Here is an 18,550-nt window from a genome sequence, read left to right as displayed (position 1 = left end):
GGGGGATGCCATGATGACACGCCACACACGAGCCGGCCATGCGAGGACGCTGTCGCTGTCCGGCGCCCTCGTCGCCACCGCGATCGCGCTCGGCGGCTGCAATCTAACCGGCGACAATATTGCCACCGGCACGGTGCCCGACGACTACCGGCAGCGGCATCCGATCGCCGTCACCGAGGGCGAGCAGTCGATCGTCGTGTTCGTGGGCCGCGCCCGCGGCAATCTCACCGAAACGCAACGCGACGACGTCATGGGGATGGCCCGCACCTGGCGCCGCGACGGCACCGGCGCGATCGCGATCGACGTGCCGGCCGACACCTCGAATGCGCGCTCGGCGCAAGCGGTGTATCAGGAGATCCGCGGCGTGCTGGCGTCGATGGGCGTGCCCGCCCACGCCATCGTCAGGCGCTCCTATCGCGTCGACGATCCGCGCGCGCTGCCGACCATTCGCCTCAGCTATTCGAAGATGGCCGCGGTCGCCGGCCCCTGCGGCTTGTGGCCGAGCGACCTGGGTCCCTCGATCTACAATCCCAGCTACAACGAGAACAAGCAGTGGGACAATTTCGGCTGCGCCACGCAGCACAATTTGGCTGCGATGGTCGCCAATCCGTCCGACCTCGTGCAGCCGCGGACCGAAACCGCATCCTACACGCCGCGCCGGTCGGTCGCGTTCCAGAAATACGGCAAGGGTGAGTCCACCGCGACCACCTACCCCGAAGCCGATAGAGCCAAGCTGAGCGACGCCGGGAAATGACCGAACAAGACGAGCCACAGCACGCCAACGACCACATCGCGCCGGCGCCACGGATTTCCGTGCAGGCCTTCTGCGCCAGCGTTGCGACCGCCACGACGGCGCGCGCCGCCGCCGAAGACCGCCGGCTCGCCAAGGCCCACCTCTCCGTCCATATGGGCGGCATCGCCGCCGCCATCGACGCCTATCACAAGGCGCCGACGCCCAACGTCATCATGCTGGAGACCGAGCCGGACATTGATTTGCTCGCCGGTCTCGACGAACTCGCCACGGTCTGCGATCCCGGCACCCGCGTCGTCGTGCTCGGCATGCCCGGCGAGACTGCACCGTATCGCGAATTGGTCCGGCGCGGTGTCAACGACTACGTCATCGGGCCGGTCAAGGTGCTCGACATCGTGCGCTCGATCTGCGGCCTGTTCTCGTCCTCGGAAGCAGTCTCTGTGGGCCGCCTGATCGCGGTCGCGGGCGCCAAGGGCGGCGTCGGCGCCTCGACCATCGCTCACAATGTCGCCTGGACCATCGCGCGCGACCTCGGGCTAGATTCGGTCGTGGTCGATCTCGACCTCGCCTTCGGCACCGCCGGCCTCGACTACAACCAGGATCCGACACAGGGCATCGCCAACGCCGTGTTCTCGCCCGAGCGCCCGGACAGTGCCTTCATGGAGCGCCTGCTGGCAAAATGCGGCGATCACCTGAGCCTGCTGGCGGCACCGGCCACGCTCGACCAGGTCTACGATTTCGGCGCCGAAGCATTCGATGCCATCTTCGATACGATGCGCATGACCACGTCCTGCATCGTGCTCGACGTTCCTCATCAATGGACCGCCTGGACCAAACGCGTGCTGGTCGGCGCCGACGACATCCTGATCGTCGCTGAGCCCGACCTTGCCAACATGCGCAACACCAAGAACATGATGAACATGTTGCGGACCGCGCGTCCGAACGACCGCCCGCCGCTCTACTGCCTGAACCAGGTCGGCATGTCGAAGCGACCCGAGATCGAGGTCAAGGACTTCGCCAAGACGATCGAGAGCCAGCCGATCGCGACCATCCCATTCGATTGCAGGTTGTTCGGTGAGGCCGCCAACAACGGTCAGATGATCGCGGAAGTCTCCGCGCGTCACCGCACCACAAGGACCTTCCTGCAGATCGCACAACGCCTGACCGGCCGCCCCAATCTCGCCGAGACGCGCGAGTCGTTCCTGTCGCCGATCCTCAGGAAGCTGCAGTCGCGTCGAAACGATGGACGCCGCGCCGCCAGCTAGCCTTCCGGACTTTCGCGTGAGAACGCTCTAGTCGCGACGGCTGGCCGCGACCGGGATCTTGTCCATATCGGTGCGGCTCGCATCCTTGCGCGCCAATAGCCGCTTGAGCGCGGCGACATTGGCGGAGCCCTGCTCCGGCGGCAGGTCGGCCTTCATGATGGTTTCAGCTTCGGCCTGGCGGCCCTGCAGGCCGACCACGACGGCGAGATTGGTGCGCACTCGCATGTCGTCGGGAGCGCGATCCCGGGCACGGCGCAGCGTTTCCTCGGCCTTCGGCAGGTCCTTCGACAGCAGATAGGACAGGCCGAGATTGGAGAGCACCGACGGATCGTCAGGCACGATCTTCAGGGCGCTCGCGTAATACTGGCGGGCCTCGTCGTGGCGCTCGAGCTGATCGAGCACGGCGCCCTGCGCCGACAGGATGCGCCAGTCCGGATCTTCCGGGGTGTGGGCGCGCCCGAGCACGTCGAATGCCTGCTGGAAATTGCCGTTGTCGGCGAGCGCCCGTCCGTAGCCTGCGAGCAGCGCCTTGTTGCTGGGCTGCGCCAGCACCGCCTGCTCCATGACCGCGACCGCCTGCGCCCGCTGGCCGGTGGCGCGCAGCGCCCGGGCGTATTTCAGCGCGGCGTCGGTATCCTTCGGATTGGCGCGAACGCGTTCGTGGTAGGTCGCGATGTCGCGCCGCGGGTCGGCTGGGGCCGGCGTGGACTCCGCCGTATCGCCCAATGACCCAGTGATATCGGACGGACCCGAGGTCTGACAGGCGGATAGCCCGATCAGCACGAGCGCGGCAGATACCGAGCCGGCGAGACGGTGCATTCGGCCTGAAGGTCGGGGTAGTTTGTCAGACATCAACGAGACTCGGAACAGCGAAGGTTCCGGGATGCTCACAGCTTAACCCTAAGTTCCGGTTAAGGATGCCATCATCTCGCCGTCATCCGGCCCAGAAGCGGTGCCGGACGCCGCGCGAGCCGCCCGGATTAGTCGACGAATTGGGCGCCGAATTCGTGCCCAATCCGCCAGGCCAGGCGGCACTGACGCGGACTGCCGCTCGACAGGATGATGGTGAATTCCGGCGGAATCTCCAGATATTCAGCGATCACCTTGACGCCGCCAGCCGAGATATCGGTGATCATGCAGTCGCGTGGCAGCGACCCTGTGCCCAACTGAATTTTGGCGACGCTCCGGCACTCACGGCGTTCGCTCTTGCGGCGATTGACAAACATTCTGATCCCCAAGCCCTTTTCTGGATAGCTTCTCGGCTGGACAGCTTCTCGTTCCCACCGTCATAACGGGGAAAGATTGGAAACTGCCTAGCGGAACCAATCGCAATTGAGCGGTCATGTTCGAGATTCGTTTACCGGGCCTCACCGTTGAACCATGAGGCCGGCTCCAGTGACCTCAGTGCCTCAATTGGCGGCCGCGCTCGTTACAGGCCCTTCCGACAAGCCCGTTCCAACAGGAACAAAAAGGGGTTGATCCCAGGTCATTTGACGATAGCGTGACCCCTTCGACTCGAATTTGCCGGGATATCCAGGAAGTATGGGAAGTCTTGTTCTGCTTGATCTGATGGGGGGCGTCGCGCTCTTGCTGTGGGGCCTGCACATGGTCCACAGCGGGATTCTGCGGGCCTTCGGGCCCGATTTGCGGCTGTTGCTGGCCCGGGCGCTGAACAACCGCTTCACCGCCCTTGGCGCCGGCCTCGGCCTGACTGCCCTGCTCCAAAGCTCGACCGCGACCGCCCTGATCACCAGTTCCTTCGCCGCCGAGGAGATCGTCAGCCTGGTGCCGGCGCTTGCGATCATGCTCGGCGCCAATATCGGCACCACGCTGATCGTGCAGGTGCTGTCGTTCAACGTCGCCGCCGCGGCGCCGGTGCTGTTCATCGTCGGCCTGGTTGCATTCCGCAGCGGGCCGCGCTCCCGGATCAAGGATCTCGGCCGCGTCTCGATCGGCCTCGGCCTGATGCTGCTCGCGCTGCATATCCTGCTCGATACGATGGCGCCGGCCGAGAATGCCCCGGGCGTGCGCGTGTTCCTGAACGCGATCACCGGCGATCCTGTGCTCTGCATCCTGATCGGCGCGGTCGTGACCTGGCTGGTCCATTCCAGCGTCGCCAGCGTGCTGCTGGTGATGTCGCTGGCCTATTCACAGTTCATCTCGCCCTATGCCGCGTTCGCGCTCGTGCTCGGCGCCAACCTCGGCAGCGCCGTCAATCCGTTGATGGAGGGGGCGCGGCGCGACAATCCGGCGAGCTACCGGCTGCCGGTCGGCAACCTCGTCAACCGCGTCATCGGCATCCTGCTGGTGGCGCCGTTCCTGCGCCCGATCACCGAGCAAATTTACGCCTGGCAGCCCGATCTCGCCAAGGCGACCGCGCTGTTCCACATCGCCTTCAACGTTGCGACCGCGCTGCTGTTCATCGGCGTGCTCGACCACTTGTCGCGTCTGCTCGAGCGCCTGTTGCCCAAGCGGGCGCAGGAGACCGATCCGTCACGGCCGCGCTATCTCGACGAGAGCGCGCTGGAGACGCCTTCACTCGCGCTGGCCGATGCCGCGCGCGAGGTGCTGCATATGGGCGACCACACCGAGGCGATGTTGCGCAAGGTGATGACCGCGATGCTGACCAACGATCGCGCAATGGTCGACCAGGTGTCGAAGATGGACAACACCGTCGACCGGCTGAACGAGGCGATCAAGCTTTACGTCACGAAGCTCACTCGGGGCAGCCTGGACGAGCGCGAAGGTAAGCGCGCCATGGAGATCGTCGCGTTCGCAATCAATCTCGAGCATATCGGCGACATCATCGATAAGAACCTGAGCGAGCTCGCGACCAAGAAGATCAAGCATCGCCTGCAATTCTCGGCCGAAGGCGCCGAGGAATTGTCGGCGTTCCACAAGCGCACGATCGACTCGCTGCGGCTCGCGTTCGGCGTGTTCATGTCGGGCGACGCCGCCGAGGCGCGCAAGCTGCTCACCGAGAAGGCGGCGCTGCGCGCGGCCGAGCTTGCCGCCGTCGAGCGCCATCTGGAGCGCCTGCGCGAAGGCCGGCCCGAGACCATCGAGACCACCTCGCTGCATCTCGACGTGCTGCGCGACCTTCGCCGCATCCATTCGCACATCTGCTCGGTCGCCTATCCCGTGCTCGATGCCGCCGGCGAGACTGCCGCCGATCGCGCGAATGCGGTCGAGGCGGCCGAACTGCCGGCGCCCGGGCGGCCGTGATCAAACTTACTTCCAAGACTACGTAGGCGGCCGGTGTTCGGAGCCAGGCGGCCGCTGCGGAAACGCGGAGGCCGCCGCGAGTTGGTCGATGCTGTCCCGCTGGCGATCGAAGGCCCCTAGGAGATCGCCTTGCAGCAGCCGGCCGCCTGACAATTTCATCCGCAGCGGATCGACGTTATGGCGGTTGATCCGCACCTCGTAATAGAGATGCGGTCCGGTCGAGAGCCCGGTCGATCCGACATAGGCAATCGTCTCGCCCTGACGAACACGGTCTCCGATCTTCAGCCCGGGCGGGAAATTCGCGACGTGGGCGTAGGTCGTCTCATAGCCGCGATCGTGCCGCACGCGGATAAATTTCCCGTAGCCGTGCTCATAGCCTTCGGTCTCGACGACGCCGGCGCCGCGGCCGCAATCGGCGAACCATAGGGCGCGGCAAAATCGACACCCTCATGGAAGCGGCGGTCGCCGAGGATCGGATGGATGCGCCAACCAAAGCCGTCGCCGAGGCGGCCGCTGACCACCGGCTTGCGCAACAGGAATTTGGTGATGGACTGACCATCTTCATCGTAGAAGTCGGAGCTGCCGTCGTCCGGGGCCGTGAACCGATAGTAGCGGCGCGCCTGCCCGCCGGCCGTCAAGTCGATGAAGACCAGCTCCGGCTGGCCAATTTCGTTGGGAGCATAGATGATGTTGGCGACGTCGGCGTCGCCGAGAGGCTCGTCGAGATCGAAATCGCGGCCGCAAAGCCGCATCAGTTCTGCAACGATCCCCTCGTCGACATGATTGGAGCGTGCAAGCGCGTTAAGTCCGTCACGTAGCGTCTCGCCGGGGACGGAGTGGGTGTCGATCGACTGACGCAACAATTTCCCGTTCGACACGACGACATCCGGCTGTTCCGGCACGATCGCCTGGTACTGTCCGCTATCGGTGCGACCGACAGCGGACACTCCTGAGTCTGGCCGTTCGATCGACACTTTCGCGACATGGCCGCGCGGCGCCCCGGGGTCTCCGTCTTGTTCGATGATCGTGATCTTCTCGCCACCAGACAGCGTCTCTCGACTGCCAGGCGTCGGGAAAGCGGCAAGGATCGACGGTGCGTCCTCCGCAGCCGCGGCCAACGCCCGCAGAATGGCGGACAGCGTGTCACCGCTCCTCGCGATAACGACATGTCGATGGTGACGCGACGAGGAAGGCGACTTCGGAAGGTTGGTTACGTTGACAGCCTCCCCGATCGGAGAATGCGGCTGCGGCACATCTTCACCGTCAGCATAGGAGCTGGTGCGGCCCGGCAGCCCGCGGCGCGATGGACCCGCCCGTATGATGGCTGGTAACTCCGACAGCGGTTGCGCGTCCGCTCGCTGCTCGTCCTTGCCGTCTGCCGGTGCTTCGCGACGATGGTCCTGTTGTGGTTCGGGATCGATCTCCGCGAGCCGCGCTGACACACGGGTAAATCGACGGACCGAGCCGGCATCGCTCAGCTGCTCGATCTTGAGCGCCGAGGGACGGCCTTGCGAGCCTGGTCTCCGATCCAGACGATCGCCGCGCCGCGCCTCGTCAACCACTTGCCCGGTGAAGCGCGGAAGTGAAACGACCGGCGATGCTGCGAATCGCGTGCGATAGCCGAATGCACCGCGCAGCGCGCCACCAAGGAGCGCGACGGCCGCGGTCGCGATCAGAATCGTCCCGGCCATCCAGCGGATACTGACTGCACGCCGGTCCGGCAGGCCGCGCTCGCCGGTCAGCGGCGGCTCGTCAAGCATCGGGACATCACGGACGCTCGATGGATAACCACGCGCTCTGGTCGGTTCGCCACGGCCGGTCATCAACGCCCCTCATCCCTTGGCGCATGGTTTCGGGGTGCAGCCACGCCCACGACGAAGCGTAGATGCCATACGCCTTGGGGCGATTGTTTGACCGTCGTTTTGTTTCGATCACAATGTCGAGCGGCGCCCGGTGCTGGACTCCATCGAGTTTGTCGAGGAGGCCCCGCATACCGCTCGTCGCACTGACGACCACGACGATCAGCTGTCGAGCGTCTTCGACGCCTTGGCGCGGTTCTTCACGATCAGCATGATGTTACGGATGTAGATCAGCGTCGCGAGGCCCTGCCCGATGATGATGACAGGCTCGCGTTTGGCGAACCCGTAGATCAGCGTCATCAAACCGCCGCCCATCGAGAAGAACCAGAACGCTATCGGCACCACGCTCTGGCCGGCGCGCTCGCTGGAAATCCACTGCACCAGGAAGCGCGCGGTGAAGAACAATTGCGCGATCAGGCCGAACGCCAGCCAGAAGTCGAACTTGGCGATGAACACTTCGTAGAAATAGGCGCTGAGCGCCTGGCCGAACTGAATCAGCATCACTTCACCTCGGTCACATCAGGCACTTCAGTGCCTGTCACTTCAGTGACGACCGGCGTCGGCTTCTTGCGGCGGATCAGCCACCACACGCCACCGAGATCCATGATCCCGATCCAGAGCCGGTCGAAGAATCCATAATTCGACACGCCGGAATGGCGCGGGCGGTCGACGACATCGACATAGGCGATCGCGAGCCCCTCGCGGCGGACCAGCGCCGGAAGGAAGCGATGCAGCCCGTCGAAATAGGGCATCGCCAGAAACACCTCGCGCGGAAACGCCTTCAGGCCGCACCCGGTGTCGCGGGTGCCGTCGCGCAGGATGATGCCGCGCACGGCGTTGGCGATCCGCGACTGCAGCTTCTTGAAGCCGGTGTCCTTGCGTCCGACGCGCTGGCCCGCAGCGAGGCCAACCCGGCCATTGCCGCTCTCGATCGCCGCGATCAGGTTGGGCAGGAAGGCCGGATCGTTCTGGCCGTCCCCGTCAAGCGTCGCCACGATCGCCCCGCGCGCGGCGCGCACGCCGCTGCGCACGGCGGCGGACTGGCCCGACGAGACGGTGTGGCGGAGCTGCCGGAGATTGGACCGCTGCGCCATGATCGCGCTCAGCCGTTCGCCGGTGGCGTCGGTCGAGCCGTCATTGACGTAGACGATCTCATAGGCCCAGCGGCCGTCGAGCGCCGCCGCGATCTCGGCGATCAGCGGCGCTATATTGTCCGCCTCGTTGCGCACAGGCACGACGATGGAAACGGCGACCGGCGTCTGGTCGGAAGCAGGCAAATCGGCACTCGTGGTTGGTGTTGGCAGCGGCTGGAACCCGCCCGATCCGGCCATCGGGCGACCGCTTTTATGGGGCGAAGGCGTTCCTCGCAACCCTTTTAAGGCGCTCTTCCGACGGTCCTGACACCGCCAACACCGTGCCATCGCGATCAATGGCGAAACCAAGGCGGCGGGCGGCGAACCAGTAGCGCACGGCCATTGCGCCGATCACGCCAACCAGCGCGCCGGCCACCACGTCGCTCGGATGATGGGCAAGCAGCACGAGCCGGGTCGCAGCGATGACCAGCGCATAGACCAGCATCGCGATCCGCGCGCCTGGCCACACCGCCGACACGGCGAAGGCCAGCGCAAACGCGGTGATCGAATGTCCCGACGGAAAGCTCGAATAGGCCTCGATGCCGGCGAAATGCTGGAAGTTGAACGCGTCGGCCTTGCCGCCAACGAACGGTCGTCCGCGGCCGACGATCCACTTGATCAGCTCACCGACCGCCACCGACAATATGACCGACAGGAACAGGTATTGCAGCCTCGTTCCGAGGCCGAGCAAAGTCGCGCGCGGCACACCGCGCAGCGCCGGTGCCGCCAATGCAACCGCAATCAGCAGCAGGCCAAGCGCGCACAGCACATACTCGTCCTTGCCGAAATCGGTGAGCGTCTTCACCCACCAGAGACCCGGCGTGCCGCGTGGCGGCATCAGGCTGATCTCGGCGACATCGACCGCATACATCAGCGTGATGATCACGGCGCCAACGCCGACGACCAGCAGGAGTCCATGGCGCGCGGAGCGTCGCGCCGCCTCGGACCGGCGAGAATGCGACGGAGCACGCACGAGCTGGGCAAAGGATAGCCAGACCAGCGTCAGCAATCGTCCGAAATAGTTGGCGGATTCCGCGGTGGCTGGCGGCGCCGCCATGTCACTCCGTCCCTTCGGAACGGAAGATCGCGATCGAAACGGCCTTGCCCTGCGAGATGTTGTAGCCGTCGATCCGCACCGGCGCGTTGTAGCGCAGGCCGATCGCTTCGGCGCGCTGCACGAAGGCGCGCTCCGAGCGCTGTTCGACCAGCGCGAAGCGGCAGGAGCCCTGCCCCAGGAAATCCGCGGCGCCCGATCCGTCGGTGAGCAGCGTCGACGTATCGGTCATGAACACGAGGCTAGGCTCGTGGAAGCCGGCAGCAGCCGCCCTCGGGCCGACGCAGGTCACGTTGCGCAGCGCGCGTGCGACCTCCTGGCTCGGAAACACGGTGGTGAGCCGCGGCAGCACCACGCCATAGGTGGCGCCCGCCATCAGCGCCGCAGCGATCACCGCATTGAGCAGCGAGCGCTCGGCGCGGCTGTCCTCGAACATCCACCAGGCGATCAGGCCGAACACCATCCCCACCGCGAACAACGGCCAGGCCGGAAACACCGGCTGATGAATCGCCTTGATGGCGCCGACGATCACCAGCACGGCGCCGAACGCGGGGATAGCGAACCACCAGGCAGCGCCGCGCAACAGCCAAGGGGAACGCGACAGCACACGCCGCTCCAACGCGCCGACGGTCAGGATTGCGATCGCCGGATAGAGTGGCAGCACGTAGTGCGGCAGCTTGGTCAGCACCGCCTCGAACACGATCCAGGACGGGATCAACCAGGCCAGCAGAAACTGGGCACCCGGCTCGCGCCGCGCGCGCCAGACAGCCGGCGCCGCCATGCCGGCGAGCGGCGCGCCGGGCCAGAACGTGATCCAGAACAACAGTAGATAGAGCCCGGGGGGCGCACCATGGGATTCTTGTGCGCCGAGCTTGCTCAGCATGTCGCCGCCGACGGAGTCGGCAAAGAAGGTTTCGCCGGCGCGCAGGAAGATCAGCACGAACCACGGCAGCACCAGCACCAGGGTCCACATCAGGCCCCAGACCGGGCGCATGCGCCAGAACCAGGCCGCCGATCGATCGAGGATCGCAAGCCCGGCCATGGCAAGGCCGACGAACATCAGGATCAGCGGGCCCTTGAGCAGGATGCCGACCGCCAGCGCCGTCCAGAAGATCGCAGGCGGCGCCCATGATGGATGCGCCGGATCCTCGCCGCGTTGCCAAGACAGATACACCCGCGCCATCGCGCCCATCGCCGCGGTGACCGTCAGCAGCAGCATGGCGTCGGTCTTGGCGAGCCGCGCTTCGACCCCTAGTAGCACGCAACTTGCCATCATCAAGGCAGCCAGCACCGCGCCCTGTCGCGTCACGAAGGCAAGCGCTGTCCAATAGGTCAGCAAAACGGCGCCGATGGCGCCGATCAGGGACGGCAGGCGGTACACCCAGATGCGGACCTGGGCGCGCGGCACCCCGAGCGCGGAGATCGTCTTCAGCGCCGCCGCCTGCATCCAGTAGATGCCGACCGGTTTCTTGTAGCGGACGTCGTCCTGGAAGCGGATATCGACGAAGTCGCCGCTCTCGACCATCTGCTTGGTGGCCTGGGCAAAGCGAACCTCATCGCGGTCGATCGGCGGGATGGTGAAGAAGCCCGGCAGGAACAGCACCAGGCAGGTCAGCGTCAGGAACAGGATCGAACGCCATTGGCTGGCCGTCGCGAACTCGAACGCCATGAACAGCCTGCGGCTCGAATGCGCAGGTTTTACAGACTGTTGCCCTGCTCCGAAGCGCCGGGGTTGGAGGCTATCCACCATGGGTTTCGCATACGATGAAACCGCAGCGCAAACAACCGTGCTGTTCCGCTTTCCCGCGCGATCATTGCACGCGGATCACAACGGTATCCGCTGCTCCAGTGGCGTCGATGACGGTCAGCCGCGCGAAGCCCGGCCCGGGCGGGTCGATCAGGCGCTGCCGCCGGCTGTCGATGTCCCCGGCTGAGACACCGTTCACGAGTACCGTCAGCGGCAGTACCCCGCCGGCGACCTTGACCGGCATCGCCGCATGGCTGCCGCCCTCGGATTGATTGACGTCGATGCGTGAACCGTTCAGCGGAAACTGGATATGTGGCGCCTGGTCGTTGCCGCTGCGAACCAGTTCGCCGAGCGGCCGGAACCGGCGCAGCGGCGGCGGCAGTTTCGCGTTGGAGGCGACCAGCACGCCCCGCGGCGGCTTCGGCAACGCCGCCGGGATCTTCCCGGTGCGTGCAAAGGCATCGAACAGGATTGGCGCCGCCGCCGTGCGCCCAACCAGGCCCGGCACCGGCGCGCCATCCGGACGGCCGACCCAGACGCCGATCGTGATCCGGCCGTCGAAGCCGACCGACCAGGCATCGCGATAGCCGTAGCTGGTGCCGGTCTTGAACGCGATCCGGTTGTGCACGCCGTTCTCCGGCGGCGGCGTGCCGAGCAGGACATTGCCGACCTGCCAGGCCGCGGCCTGATCCATCAGCCGCATCGTGTCGCGGCCGTCATTCGCCTGCACGATCTCGCGCAGCGGCTTGGTCGCACCGAGCCGCGCCAGACCGGAATAGAGCTGGGCGAGATCCTGCAACGTGATGCCGACGCCGCCGAGGCCCATCGCAAGGCCCGGTGCCTCGTCCTTCGGCAGCACGAGGTTGGTGCCGGCCTGCTTCAGCCGCGACGACAGCCGGCTCGCGCCGACGCGGTCGAGCAGCGCGATCGCCGGCACGTTCAGCGACAATTGCAGCGCCTTGCGGATCGGCACCGTGCCCTGGAACGTCATGTCGAAGTTTTCCGGCGCATAGGAGCCGAACCGGATCGGCCGATCCTCGATCAGGCTGTCGGGATGGACAAAGCCGTCCTCGAAGGCGAGGCCATAGATGAACGGCTTCAGCGTCGAACCCGGCGAGCGCACCGCGCGCGTCATGTCGACCTGCCCGGCCCGCCGCTCGTCGAAATAATCCGCGGAGCCGACGCGCGCGAGCACGTCGCCCGTCTCATTGTCGACGACGACGATCGCAACCGAGACGTCAGATCCCTGCGCGATGGCGCGATCGCGCGCCAGCGCCTCCAGGTTCCGTTGCAGCGTGGCGTCCAACGTCAGCTTGATGACGCGCGCATCCTTCATCGTCGCGATCGCCTGATCGGACGAATGCGGCGCCAGGATCGGGATCTGCTTGCGCAGCTTCGGCACTGGCGTGGCCCGGGCCTGCGCGGCGTCCTCCTTCGCCACCACGCCGTCCTCGACCATGCGGTCGAGCACGCGGTCGCGTGCAGCATGCGCGGCTTCGGGATAGCGATCGAGCCGCCGCCGCTCCGGCGATTGCGGCAGCGCCACCAGCAGCGCGGCCTCCGCAAGCGAGAGCCGCTTCGGCTCCTTGCCGAAATAGGCAATCGAGGCGGCGCGCACGCCCTCGAGATTGCCGCCGAACGGCGCCAGCGCGAGATAGAGATCGAGGATCTGGTCTTTCGAAAGCTGCCGCTCCAGTTCAACCGCCCGCACCATCTGCCGCAGCTTGGCGTAGACCGAGCGCTGGTGCCGCGGCTCGATCAGCCGCGCCAGTTGCATCGTGATCGTCGAACCGCCCGAGACGATATGGCCGCTTGTGAGCATCTGGAATCCGGCGCGCGACAGCGCCAGCGGATCGATGCCGTGGTGCGCGTAGAAGCGCTTGTCCTCATAGGCGAACAACAGCTTCAGATAGGTGGGATCGACCGATGCCTTGGCGTCCACCGGTAGCCGCCAGCGCCCATCCGCCATCGCATAGGCGCGCAACAGTTTTCCGTTTCGGTCGATGACCGTGGTCGAGACCTGCTGCGCCTGCGCAAGCGGTAGCGGCCCGAGCGAGGCGACCCAGGCGGCGAAGGCCGCAGCAACCATGACGAGCACGATCGCAACAGCGCCGGCGATGCGAAGCACCAACCGCCCGCTACGCGTGTCATGCCCGGGCTCGACCCGGGCATCCACGTCTTTCTTGCCAGCGGACGCATCCCTGGACGGCCGGGTCAAGCCCGGCCATGACGAGAAGAGTTTTGGACGCACGTCCTTGCTCATTCCACGATCACTCATTTCGCCGGCTTGACCTCGACTGCGCCGGTGCCGCTGCGGCCGTAGCGCGAGGGGTTGTACATGTCCTCGACATAAGCCTGCGGCAGCACGTATTTGCCGGGTGACACCGCGCGCACGACATAGGCGACAGTGAACACCGACTTGTCGTTGGCGCCCCGGTCGATCGCCGCGGTGAAGCGGTCATCGCGGAACTCGGTGTTCTTCGGTTCGACGCCGTCCTCGATCCACTCGAGCGTGCCGGAATCGCCCGACGACACCAGGTTCGGGTTGTCGATCTCGAGCCCCGCCGGCAGATAGTCGGCCACCATGATGTGACCGAATTCCGGTTTGGCTTCCGTCACCTTCAGCACAACCGCGAAGCGGTCATTCTGTTTCGCCTTGCTGACGTCGGCCGGCTTGCCGTCGAGCGTGAAATAGCTGCGCTCGATCTTGAAGCCGTTGGAGGCGGCGGGTTCCGGCGTCACCGGCGAGCCCGACACCGAGATCACCGCCTGCACCGGCGCATCGCCAGTATTGGTGATCTTGAGCGGCTGGCCCGTCATCTCCTCGGCCTTGTAGCTGCGATAGACCGCGGTCTTGACCGGCTGGCCATTGATGTCGAGCGCCATCGTCTCCCTGGCGAGCGCGCGTGCCGCCAGCACCATCCACGCATTCTCCTGCGTCGATGTGTAAGGCGACAGCCCCCGCGCCGCTTCGACCCGCAGCACGGCCTGCGTCAGCGTAGTGCGCGGCGCATTGCCCTCGCCGGCGAGCGAAACCAGCGCCGCCGCATCGCGCAGCGCCGAGCCGTAATCGACCCGGCCGAACTCGATCACCGGTTTGGGGTTCAGCGCATCGAGCGCGGCACCATAGACCCGCTCCGCCCGCGCCTTGTCGCCGACCAGCGCCAGCGCCGCGGCAAGCTGCGCCTTGGAAATCGGCGTCGCCAGATTGTTCAGCTTGGTGTCGGCGAGATAGCGCAGGTCGCCGATCGGCGCGGCGCCGTTGCGCGCGAGCACGTAGAGGCCGTAGGCCAGATCGCGGCCGCCGTCCTTCTCCGGCTCGTTGGCATTGACCACCGAATTCCTGACGCGGTCGAGTGCGTTCTTGAACAGCACGTCCGGCACCGCAAAGCCCTTTTCACGGGCCCGGGTCAGGAAGTCGGTGACGTAGGCGTCGAGCCAGGCGTCGTCGCCGCCCGCCGACCACAGGCCGAACGAGCCATTCGATCCTTGTCGCGCCAGCAGCCGTTCGATCGCGTCGCGGATGCGCTGGTCGACCGCGGTGTCCATCGCAAGATGGGCGCCGGCGGCGAGATCGTTGACATAAAGCAGCGGCAACGCGCGGCTGGCGATCTGTTCGGAGCAACCATAAGGGTAGCGGTCGAGCGCCTTCAGGATGCTCGCCGCATCGAGCGCGGTCGACAGGCTCGCCGAGACCGAGACGCTGCCGGTGCCCGGCACCAGATCGGAGAACATATCGGACGTCAGCGTCAGGCTCTCGCCCTTCGCCAGCGTGCGGATCGAGCGGCGCGCCAGCACCTGGGTCGCCGGCTTGACGTCGAGCGCATAGTGCCGCGCCAACGTCATCCCGTTCGGCCCGGAAATGTCGACGTCGAAATCGGCGCGCCCTGCGCCGCCGGCCTCGAGGCCGAGCGACAGCGAGGTGCGCTGCTTGGCGGCGAGCTTCACCGTCGTGGTCGGATTGCCCGAGGCCTTGATCGGGCCGCTTGCCTTGACGCTGACGGCGTAATCGCCGGCGGCGCCTTCGACATTGTCGATATCCATGCTGATGGTGCCCTTGTCACCGGTCAGCAGGAAACGCGGCAATGTCGCGGTCACCACCACGGGATCGCGCACGATCACATCAACATTGGCGCGGCCGAGTCTTGTGGCGCTCCACGCCACCCCCATCACCCGCGCCGTGCCGGCGAATTCGGGGATGTCGAAGCTCACCTCGGCAGTGCCGTCAGGGCCGACCGTGACGATACCGGAATAGAGCGCGAGCGGCTTCTGCGTCGGCGGCGAGCCCTGCAGCTCGGCACCGGCGGCGTCACCGCCGCTCCGGATCTGACCCTGGGTGCCCTGCATGCCGTCGATCAGCTGGCCGTAGAGGTCACGGATCTCGGCGGTCAGGCGGCGCTGGCCGAGATAATAGTCGTCCGGCGCCGGCGGCTTGTAGTTGGTCAAATTGAGAATGCCGACATCGACCGCAGCCAGCACCACCTTGGCGTCCTCGCCGGGATTGAGCCCGCCGAGCTTGACCGGAATCTTCAGCGTCGTGCCCGGCCGCACCAATGCGGGCGGCGAAAGCTCGACGGCCAGCGTGCGTGTCTTCTTGTCGATGCCGAACCATTTCAGCCCGATCGCGCGGCCCGGCATGCGCCCGGCGGCGGCATCGAGCGGACGGCGCAGCGTCGTCATGACGTAAGCGCCGGTGCCCCAGTCCTTGCCGACCGGGAGCTTGACCTGCTGGGTGCCCTCCTTGACGTCGACGCTTTGGGTCGTCAGCAGGCGGTCGCCGAGCACATAGACCGTGAGCTTCCCGGCGATGCGCGCGTTCACCGACACCGTCATGGTGTCGCCGGACTGGTATTCCGGCTTGTCGATCGAGGTTTCGAGCAGATCGGGCGTGTCGGCACTGCCGTCCGAGTACCAGCCGACATCGAACTGCACCGAGGTCACCGGACCATCGGCATCGGTCGATTTCACATCGAGCCGGTAGCGGCCGGGCTGCGGCTGGAAGGTCAGGCGCATCGGCTTGTCGGCCGCGAGATTGACGTCGCCATCGGCAACGCGGCGGGTCGATTTGACCGGCTCATACTGCCAGGACGAATTCTGCCGGTACCATTGGTAACGCGACTCCAGCTTCAACAGCTCGTAGCGCAGTCCGTTGCGCGGCAGCTGCTTGCCGTCGGGCGCGACGAACACGACGTCGAACTCGGCCTTGTCACCCTCGGCCACGCTCTTGTCGCCGAACAGCGGCTTGACCCCGATCAGCGAGGCCACTGGGGCCACCGGCAGCACGATCTTGCGCTCGACCGAACGGCCGCCGGTCTCCGCCATGCGGATGAAGATCTGGGCCTCCTGCGGCCGGGTCGAGGCCGGGACCTTCTCGAGCTTGACCGGGAAGCTCGCCGCGCCGTTGGCATCGGCCTCCGGCAGGTCCTCGATCGGGGTCCGCTCGTTGCTCGCGGTCTGCTCGTCGTCGACGCCGAACTGGTACCCGGCATAGCCGGGCCGCCCGGCCGCGCTAGGTGCGACCAGCATATCGCCTTCGAGCTGCAGACCCGAGGCCGGCGCGCCATAGAGGAAGTGGCCGGAAACCTGAAGTTCCACTGGAACTTCAGCTTTGATCACCTTCTCCTTGCTGGTCAGGTCGAATTCGATCCGCTCGGGGATGTAATCCTCGACCATGAAGGTGGTCTCGCCGACCGACGAGCCCTTGGGATCGGTAAAGACGCGCGCCCGCCAGCTTCCCGTGGGCACCGCGGAGTTCAGCGCCACCGCCAGCATCCGGCCGCCGGCGCCCTGGTCGGGCAGCACGGTGCGGCGGAATTCGACGCCGTCGGGCCGCTCGATCACCATGGTCAGCGGCGTCCCGGTCAGGGCGTTGCCTTGTCCGTCGCGCAGCAGCGCGGTCAAATAGACGGTCTCGTTGGAGCGGTAGACGCCGCGCTCGGCATAGACGAAGGCGTCCGCGCCGGCCGGGATCGCGCGCCCTGCGACGCCGCGGTCGGTGAGGTCGAAGGCGTTGGTCTTCAGGCCCAGGAAGGCATAGTCGGCCTTCTCGTCCGTCACCGTCAGCAGTGCCGGCGACAATCCGCCCTCGCCGCGCGCCAGCCCCTGCTCGAACAGCACATGGCCTGCTGCATCGGTCTTGCGGGTGGCCAGGATCTCGTTGTTGCGGGCGACCAGCTTCACTTCGGCATTGGCGACCGGTTCGGTCGAGGCCAGCGAGTTGACGAAGACGTGGATACCGTCGTTGCCGGAGAACGCCGACAAGCCCATGTCCGAGACGATGAACCATTGCGTCGCCAGCGTGCCGTCGTCGTCGCTGCCTGGTCCCTTGGCCGCGGCGGTCATGACATAGACGCCCGGTTGCAGGTCACCCAGCGCCTGGTCGACGGGAAATGCGGTGACGACGTCCTGGTTCAGCGTGGTGGCGGTCGCAAGCTCGCCTGACCACACCTTGACGCCGCGCTGGTCGCCGAGATCGGAGAGCTGATAGCGGCTCAGCGTGCCCTGGAAGTCGCTGTCGATCACGGTGTTGATCAGGTTGCGGTCGCCGATCCGGAACACGTTGACCGTGACCGCCGGCGTGTTGACGCTAACCACCGGGATACCGCGCTGTCCGGTCCGCGGCAGCACATAGGCCCGTCCGGTGAACCGCACGAACGGCTTGCGGTCGCGGACATAGATGTTGAACTCGGCCGATTTCGGCAGGGTCTCCTTGACGGTCGACGGCAGCCCGGCGCGCAGATTGATGTTGTAGCGCTCGCCGTGCTTCAGCCCGTCGACGCAGAGCTGCTGGCCTTCTGCCGACAGCGCCGGCTTGTCGGTGCCTGCGAGCGCGAGGTACGGCGCAAAGTCGACGCGCTTGGCCAGTTCCTCGGAGAACTGGAAGCAGGCCCGCGGCGAGGCTGCGTCGGAATCGACGGTATAATCGAGCAGCCGGAAGCCGTGCTCGTCGCGCATCTTCTCATACTGACCCCGGACGTCGGCGACCTCGCGCAGGTCGAGCGACAGCCGCAGCGCGTCGAGCGCCGGACGCCACAGCTTGCGCTCCGCGAGCGCCTTGCCGAGCACGGCCAACGAATCGGCCTCCTCGCCCGCATTGCCGGCGCGCTGATAGGCGATGTAGGCGGCGGTGGAGGCGCGCTCCATCAGGAAGGTCTGTTCGCTGGAGCTGGCCGACCGGATCTGGAAGACGGTCCTGGCAAGCCGCAGCCAGTTGGCACCGTCCTCGGGCGCGGTTGCCGCGATCTGGCCGAGGATCGTGAGCCCGCCGCGGAAATCATTGCGCTTGAAGGCTGCGTCCGCGTCGATGCGCAAGGTCGCGGCCGACTTGTTGACCGCGCCCGCCTCGCTCTTGATCTGGGCTTCCAGCTTGATCGCAGAATCGGCGAGATCGTCCCGCCTGAAGGCCTTGTCCGCAGCCTGGGCGCTCACCAGGCCGAGTGCCAGCGTGGCGCAAAGTGCGGCCGCACGAACCAATCCGATCATGATGGAGCTCCTGAACGCCCCGCGGTCGACCGCC

13 protein-coding genes are annotated in these 18,550 nt (G+C 66.3%); 3 read left to right on the top strand and 10 right to left on the bottom strand.

What is annotated here, in order from left to right; genetic code table 11:
* The first annotated feature begins 13 nt into the window (after window positions 1-13).
* Window positions 14-754: a CpaD family pilus assembly protein gene (locus tag H8B02_RS08270; protein ID WP_229165752.1), complete on the top strand. Its 741-nt coding sequence runs from the start codon at window positions 14-16 to the stop codon at window positions 752-754.
* Window positions 751-2,016 carry a CpaE/TadZ family protein gene (locus H8B02_RS08265; protein ID WP_229165751.1) on the top strand — a complete coding sequence of 422 codons (1,266 nt, stop codon included), beginning with the start codon at window positions 751-753 and terminating at the stop codon, window positions 2,014-2,016. Before H8B02_RS08270 ends, H8B02_RS08265 begins: the two co-directional genes overlap by 4 nt.
* A gap of 27 nt (window positions 2,017-2,043) precedes the next feature.
* Here the strand turns inward: H8B02_RS08265 and H8B02_RS08260 are convergent, their stop codons facing one another.
* Window positions 2,044-2,835, bottom strand: coding sequence for a tetratricopeptide repeat protein (locus H8B02_RS08260; RefSeq protein ID WP_229165750.1), 792 nt, complete (start codon window positions 2,833-2,835; stop codon window positions 2,044-2,046).
* Window positions 2,836-2,996: 161 nt separating this feature from the next.
* On the bottom strand, window positions 2,997-3,242 hold the full coding sequence (locus H8B02_RS08255) for a PilZ domain-containing protein (RefSeq protein ID WP_021079298.1): 246 nt from the start codon (window positions 3,240-3,242) through the stop codon (window positions 2,997-2,999).
* Window positions 3,243-3,558: 316 nt separating this feature from the next.
* Here H8B02_RS08255 and H8B02_RS08250 point away from each other — a divergent pair, with 316 nt between their 5' ends.
* A complete protein-coding gene (locus H8B02_RS08250) occupies window positions 3,559-5,241 on the top strand; it encodes a Na/Pi cotransporter family protein (protein ID WP_229165749.1) in 1,683 nt (560 codons plus the stop codon).
* Between the two features lie 18 nt (window positions 5,242-5,259).
* Here the strand turns inward: H8B02_RS08250 and H8B02_RS08245 are convergent, their stop codons facing one another.
* The 8 genes from H8B02_RS08245 to H8B02_RS08210 form a co-directional block, all read right to left on the bottom strand.
* Window positions 5,260-5,586: a M23 family metallopeptidase gene (locus H8B02_RS08245; protein WP_229165748.1), complete on the bottom strand. Its 327-nt coding sequence runs from the start codon at window positions 5,584-5,586 to the stop codon at window positions 5,260-5,262.
* Complete coding sequence (locus tag H8B02_RS08240; protein ID WP_229165747.1) at window positions 5,523-6,803, bottom strand: M23 family metallopeptidase; 1,281 nt, start codon at window positions 6,801-6,803, stop codon at window positions 5,523-5,525. The genes H8B02_RS08245 and H8B02_RS08240 overlap by 64 nt, the downstream gene beginning before the upstream one ends.
* 459 nt (window positions 6,804-7,262) lie before the next feature.
* Window positions 7,263-7,601, bottom strand: coding sequence for a lipid-A-disaccharide synthase N-terminal domain-containing protein (locus H8B02_RS08235; protein WP_229165746.1), 339 nt, complete (start codon window positions 7,599-7,601; stop codon window positions 7,263-7,265).
* Window positions 7,601-8,377, bottom strand: a complete 777-nt coding sequence (locus H8B02_RS08230; protein ID WP_376711618.1) for a glycosyltransferase family 2 protein — start codon at window positions 8,375-8,377, stop codon at window positions 7,601-7,603. The genes H8B02_RS08235 and H8B02_RS08230 overlap by 1 nt, the downstream gene beginning before the upstream one ends.
* A 67-nt stretch (window positions 8,378-8,444) precedes the next feature.
* On the bottom strand, window positions 8,445-9,290 hold the full coding sequence (locus tag H8B02_RS08225) for a phosphatase PAP2 family protein (protein WP_229165745.1): 846 nt from the start codon (window positions 9,288-9,290) through the stop codon (window positions 8,445-8,447).
* Between the two features lies 1 nt (window position 9,291).
* Window positions 9,292-11,037 carry an ArnT family glycosyltransferase gene (locus H8B02_RS08220; RefSeq protein ID WP_229165744.1) on the bottom strand — a complete coding sequence of 582 codons (1,746 nt, stop codon included), beginning with the start codon at window positions 11,035-11,037 and terminating at the stop codon, window positions 9,292-9,294.
* A gap of 61 nt (window positions 11,038-11,098) precedes the next feature.
* The gene (gene pbpC, locus H8B02_RS08215; protein ID WP_512699904.1) at window positions 11,099-13,210 is read right to left on the bottom strand and encodes a penicillin-binding protein 1C; all 2,112 of its coding nucleotides are present in this window, start codon (window positions 13,208-13,210) and stop codon (window positions 11,099-11,101) included.
* A 98-nt stretch (window positions 13,211-13,308) separates the two neighbouring features.
* Complete coding sequence (locus H8B02_RS08210; RefSeq protein WP_229165742.1) at window positions 13,309-18,516, bottom strand: alpha-2-macroglobulin family protein; 5,208 nt, start codon at window positions 18,514-18,516, stop codon at window positions 13,309-13,311.
* Between the last annotated feature and the right edge of the window lie 34 nt (window positions 18,517-18,550).

Source organism: Bradyrhizobium altum (assembly GCF_020889705.1).
GTDB classification, from domain to species: domain Bacteria; phylum Pseudomonadota; class Alphaproteobacteria; order Rhizobiales; family Xanthobacteraceae; genus Bradyrhizobium; species Bradyrhizobium altum.
The sequence above is the reverse complement of the archived record's forward strand: the minus strand, read 5'-3'. Positions and strand labels throughout refer to the sequence as shown.

Excerpts from the sequence above, each read along its gene's own strand:
- H8B02_RS08265 (WP_229165751.1), top strand. The coding sequence starts at position 751 with ATGACCGAACAAGACGAGCCACAGCACGCCAACGACCACATCGCGCCG.
- H8B02_RS08220 (WP_229165744.1), bottom strand. The coding sequence starts at position 11,037 with ATGGTGGATAGCCTCCAACCCCGGCGCTTCGGAGCAGGGCAACAGTCT.
- H8B02_RS08260 (WP_229165750.1), bottom strand. The coding sequence starts at position 2,835 with ATGCACCGTCTCGCCGGCTCGGTATCTGCCGCGCTCGTGCTGATCGGG.
- H8B02_RS08250 (WP_229165749.1), top strand. The coding sequence starts at position 3,559 with ATGGGAAGTCTTGTTCTGCTTGATCTGATGGGGGGCGTCGCGCTCTTG.
- H8B02_RS08210 (WP_229165742.1), bottom strand. The coding sequence starts at position 18,516 with ATGATCGGATTGGTTCGTGCGGCCGCACTTTGCGCCACGCTGGCACTC.
- H8B02_RS08235 (WP_229165746.1), bottom strand. The coding sequence starts at position 7,601 with ATGCTGATTCAGTTCGGCCAGGCGCTCAGCGCCTATTTCTACGAAGTG.
- H8B02_RS08225 (WP_229165745.1), bottom strand. The coding sequence starts at position 9,290 with ATGGCGGCGCCGCCAGCCACCGCGGAATCCGCCAACTATTTCGGACGA.
- H8B02_RS08270 (WP_229165752.1), top strand. The coding sequence starts at position 14 with ATGACACGCCACACACGAGCCGGCCATGCGAGGACGCTGTCGCTGTCC.
- H8B02_RS08255 (WP_021079298.1), bottom strand. The coding sequence starts at position 3,242 with ATGTTTGTCAATCGCCGCAAGAGCGAACGCCGTGAGTGCCGGAGCGTC.